Origin of the sequence: Aquiflexum sp. (genome assembly GCF_041751335.1) — a bacterium.
Classification (GTDB): Bacteria; Bacteroidota; Bacteroidia; order Cytophagales; family Cyclobacteriaceae; genus Aquiflexum.
Genome location: NZ_JBGSXS010000457.1, coordinates 1 through 4667 on the forward strand (window position 1 = coordinate 1; position 4667 = coordinate 4667).

Sequence of the window (4667 nt, forward strand, 5' to 3'; positions counted from 1 at the left end):
ATCCACAATCCCCCCCGCATTAACACACAAGGTATTGTATCCGCCTTTTTTGAGGTAATCCACCACCTTACCAGAATCATAATTGCGTGCATCAATTTCCCTCAAAACCGTATGCATGATCCTTACGGGCTTATGGTACCACTGACTATTTATAGATTCCTTGGACCAATTTTTAAAATTAGCAGTGGCTACTGCAGGGCTTAGCATTAGTCCACCTGCAACCACTCCTCCCATTTGGATAAAATTTCTTCGGGTCAATGTATCACCATTTGATATTTGGGACTGGGGTGGAATTTGGTTTGAATTTCCTTTCATGATGGTTTATTTTGAATCTTTTGCAATTTGAATATCTCTTACAACCTGAGGTCTAAGAAGTTCCCAAGAGAATTCCGTGAAATTTTCCCCATATCTTTGGGTACTTACATGTGGCGTGGGATTATACCTGTCCTTGGTGTATTTTATAACCTGATCCCAATGCTCCAGGCATTTTTCCAAAAGACCAATGGCCAATTTCTTTTTTTCAATATTTCCGGTATTTCTAAAATCCTCAAGCGCTACACCTGCCCTTAATTTATCGGCAAAGTAAATCCCCAAATAACTCCAAGTGGAGATATCATCCAATTCGGACACAAGCGCTCCGGAATATTCATTGGTTTGGGAATATAACGGACCTATCAACTCCAATGCACGTTTGCTGTCATTTTCGGATTCCTCTGCTAATTCAAGCGGGGTGATTTGATCTGATCCGATTTTTTCTTTGTTCATGGTTTTTTTGGAATAATCGACAATCGAAATCATATCGGGATCCAATGTTTCATGGTTGATCAGTTGGTCAATAGAAATAAAGGGTGATGACCTATCGAACCATTCCGTTTTAGAGGAAGGTTCTGCTTCAATAAATCCTTCAGAATAAAGCGTATAGTCCCATGTTGACCTATAAAAAGAAGCCAATCTCAAAGGCATATTACTTGCCAATTTAGAAGCTTCCAAAAGTGGTGCTCCTTTCCCCACTCCATATCTCAGTTCAAATTGATTGATAAAATAACTATCGGGGGTATCAGGTTGGTAAAGCAGCCGTCCCCAGGTTTTATAAAACATCCATTGCTTTTCAAAAGCATACTGCCAGGTTTTAAAAGGAGAAGGTTTATGGGAATAGTCCATTGCCGGGATATACCCTTCCGAACCAATAAAGTATCCGTTTACAAAGTCTTTTGCATTCTCTTTGATATGCTCTCTGATAAAATCAGGCTGGCCCCATCTTAAAATGAAAAAATCTTCATTTCTTATCATCCATTGAATCCTATAATTCTGTGGCATAGGATTCCAAAATCTATCATCCAGTTCTCCGGAGTGGTAATCATGTGTGATGGCCAATTTGGGAGTGGAATGTCCATGCGACCAATTGAATTTGATCTCAACCAAAGCCGGTTCTTCCAATTCTGCCCTATCGATCAATTCTCTCATGGCTATAGGGTCACCTGCCAGTACAGATCTATGGATGAATTTGACAGGCCTATTTGCTTCTTTCATGCCTGCCACAATGGTTTCTTCAATCCAATCTTCCCTTTTTTGTGGAGTCATTTCTTTCTCACCAAAATTTCCCATCCAATCTGCAAGGGTCACTCCAATGCCTGTCAAATCCTCGTATTCATTGATCATTTGAGTGACTGATTCTTTAGTGTATTTTTTAACTATTTCAGAAAGGTCATTATATTCATTTACGCCATAAGCCTCAGCAAATTCGGGAGAAACCACAATATTCCAGTTAACAATAAATGTTTGAATCCCCCTTAATTTGGCCATCCGAAAAAGTGTTTTCCAAAAAGTCTTCCATTCCTCCATTTCATCTTTGCTAAAAGGGCATGCTTTTGGATAGTTTTCAGATATTATCATAAATGGAAATGGGTGGTTGTTCCAAAGTGAAAGCACGTTAAGCCGGTTTTCAACCATCATATCCAAGAACCTTTCCCAAAAAACAATATCCCTGCTGATATGGGTGTGGACCTCTGTTGCCAGATTGGACCTATAAGGAGACCATGGCAGATTGTATTTGACAATCCGGTATTCAAAAGCAGGATTGACCACTTTATCTTTGATTTCTTTTAAATCCAAGTTAAGCTCCAGGTACTCTTTCAATTCCAGTACGCCATAAGCTGCACCTTTTTCATCTGAGGCAAGTACCAAGAGTGTATTGCTATTATTTACTCTTTTAAATCTATAACCTTCAGACTTTAACCCTTCAAAATCAGCCTCGGTTACCATGGTATCCAAAGGCTTTTGAATATCTTCTTTGGTGATAACAAGAATATCAGTTTCTCCTAAACCACTGTTGATATCATTGATACGCAAATGTTTTCCTTTGTAAAAAAGTTGTTCCTTCAAGTTATTGACAGCGAATGAAAGTTGTTCAAGATTGGTATTATAGGTAATAGAAATCACATCACTACAGTATGCAGTTGAAAGATTGCATATTAAAAAGACAATCAGCAGAGAGATTTTTTTCATGGAATTTTGGGTAGGTTTTTAGCTTAAATTGTAATATTTGAAAAGCATATTTGTATACTATCCAATAAAATAGAATTTTGTTAACTTCTATTGCTCAATATTAAGAGTCTATATTCAGTATAAATGACCCCATGATAATTTAATAAAATGATTATATAAAAAAAAATTATCGAATGGCAAAAGACATTTCTCCATCCCTCACTTTCTGACTGAAGGTCATATCTAGGGATTGCTTTCGACAGTCCAAGCTTTTGTGGTATTTGATTTAAAAATATTTTGGGTTATCCTGAGCATACCAAGACTATTTTCTCTATCAAGGCTTAATAAAATCCTTCCAAATAGCTGTCAACATTCCCTTATCCAACTCTCCGGTATAAACCAATAACCTGTACCGGATGACTTCCTTTTCTCCTTCCGCTATTTTCCAATCTCCCAAAATCTGTCTGGATGGACCCATTCCCAACTCATTGTCCACCCGCCATGGAGTCGGAAAGGCCTTGTTTTCGGGATGGTCAAATATGGCGATGTGTGCAAAATCATCCCGGCCGTCAAGCTTGATCCCGATATCACTCCAAATGGAACGCTTCCCTTCAAGTTCGAGATTCCGTAATCCGGAAGCACTGATGATTTCACCTACCGTCTCCTTCACCCAAGGCATTCGGACAAAGAGCCCTCCCACATAAAACTTTTCCATCAGCACATCGGCTTTGGCCTCTCCTGTCCATTGCAGGTCCAGCACATATTGTCCATCAAAATGCTGCATGGTCCAATCTTGGGTTTCGACCATGATCGTCTTTCCGTTTTCATCCAACATATCGTAAACCGTCCGCCATTTTACCTGGGTCCCATCAGCTTCCAATACAGTGGCAGAAACCCCACGCCAATAATCATCTTTCCAGTTCATAAAATAATCCCGCCCATTTACTTTTTTCAGTCCCCAGTATATTCCTGTTTGATGCGGGTGGTGGGCAGGCCGATATTCTGTCATCACTCCATTCCCATCAGGTGCGATCAGGGGGTGAATATAGGGTCGCTCATTTTGTCTGGCGATTTGGGTTAAAATAGGTTGATCTGATTTAGCGCTATACACAGAAATACTCCCGGCATGCTGATCCTGTTTGATCCGTAACGGTTTGGCAATTTGCTGACTCTTGGATTTTTGATTTTCTGAAAGCAGGTTGACGACAAAAGTATCATCCAAAGGGGTGAGGTTTAAATCTCCGGTCTGTATGCGGATATTGCGAAAGCGTATTGAAAAACTACCTTGGGGATCGTTTTCATTGTTGGCATGCAATTGCAGACCTATAAAACCTTTGGGATATCTGTCGTCTAAGAGATGGGCTGCGGGAACCCCGTTTATCCAGGTTCTCATCATGGGACCTACAGCTTCTATTCTGTAGCTGTTCCATTGGTACCCGCTTTTATTGTCTCTTTTAAAGGCATCTTTCGCAGCTTGGCTCATTTTATCGGGCGGATAAATCCAGCCACGGTCCGCCCCTTCTTCATAAATGGCCCCACTCCATTGCTGTGGCTTTGGATCAACTTCCATTTGGTATCCATGGACGCGGCCGTTTTTGAAATCCTCATAACTCAGGGACCGGAATTGGATTCCGGAATTATTCATCAGGGTATCGATGGACACCTCAAGCTCCAGTACAAAATCACCGAACTGCTGTTTCGTACAGAGAAACCCGTTAGGTTCACCCGGAACTGTCCTTCCTACGATCATCCCGTCCTTTACTTCCCAAATATGCTTCCCATTGAGCTCCTGCCAGCCGCTGAGGTCTTTTCCATTAAAAATGCTTGTCCAATTTCCTTTTTGCGCCAATGTTGGTGCGGAAAGTGACAATAAAATTGACAGCAGCAGCGGTATTAAGTAGTTATTGGAAAGTTTCATTTTGAATATTTTAGCTTATTTGAAGATTTTTTGAACGGATTCTGAATTTGAGTCTGAATTGAGATTTTAAGATCTCGAAGATTTATCCTTCTTTTGGACCTGAAAACCTTCGAGGTTTTGAAAAAAACCTCAAAGGTTGGCATCAGTCCGGCAAGGCAAATGCAATCACCGAATCTCCGACTTTGGTGCCGTTTTTTCCGCCACCACCTGCAGCAATCACCACATATTGCTTCCCATCAACCATATACACACTTGGGGTGGCGTA

3 protein-coding genes are annotated in these 4667 nt (G+C 40.6%); all 3 read right to left on the reverse strand.

Going from position 1 to position 4667, the window contains the following annotated elements; genetic code table 11:
• A partial coding sequence (locus ACEW8U_RS23825; protein ID WP_373524560.1) for a twin-arginine translocation signal domain-containing protein occupies window positions 1-315 on the reverse strand: 315 nt, incomplete at its 3' end.
• Between the two features lie 6 nt (window positions 316-321).
• Window positions 322-2505 (reverse strand): hypothetical protein, encoded by a 2184-nt coding sequence (locus tag ACEW8U_RS23830; RefSeq protein WP_373524561.1) that lies wholly within the window; start codon window positions 2503-2505, stop codon window positions 322-324.
• Between the two features lie 313 nt (window positions 2506-2818).
• On the reverse strand, window positions 2819-4402 hold the full coding sequence (locus ACEW8U_RS23835) for a DUF6807 family protein (RefSeq protein ID WP_373524562.1): 1584 nt from the start codon (window positions 4400-4402) through the stop codon (window positions 2819-2821).
• Window positions 4403-4667: the final 265 nt, after the last annotated feature.

Bases quoted from the DNA above. Each gene is read 5' to 3' on its own strand.
- ACEW8U_RS23830 (WP_373524561.1), bottom strand. From the start codon at position 2,505: ATGAAAAAAATCTCTCTGCTGATTGTCTTTTTAATATGCAATCTTTCA.
- ACEW8U_RS23835 (WP_373524562.1), bottom strand. From the start codon at position 4,402: ATGAAACTTTCCAATAACTACTTAATACCGCTGCTGCTGTCAATTTTA.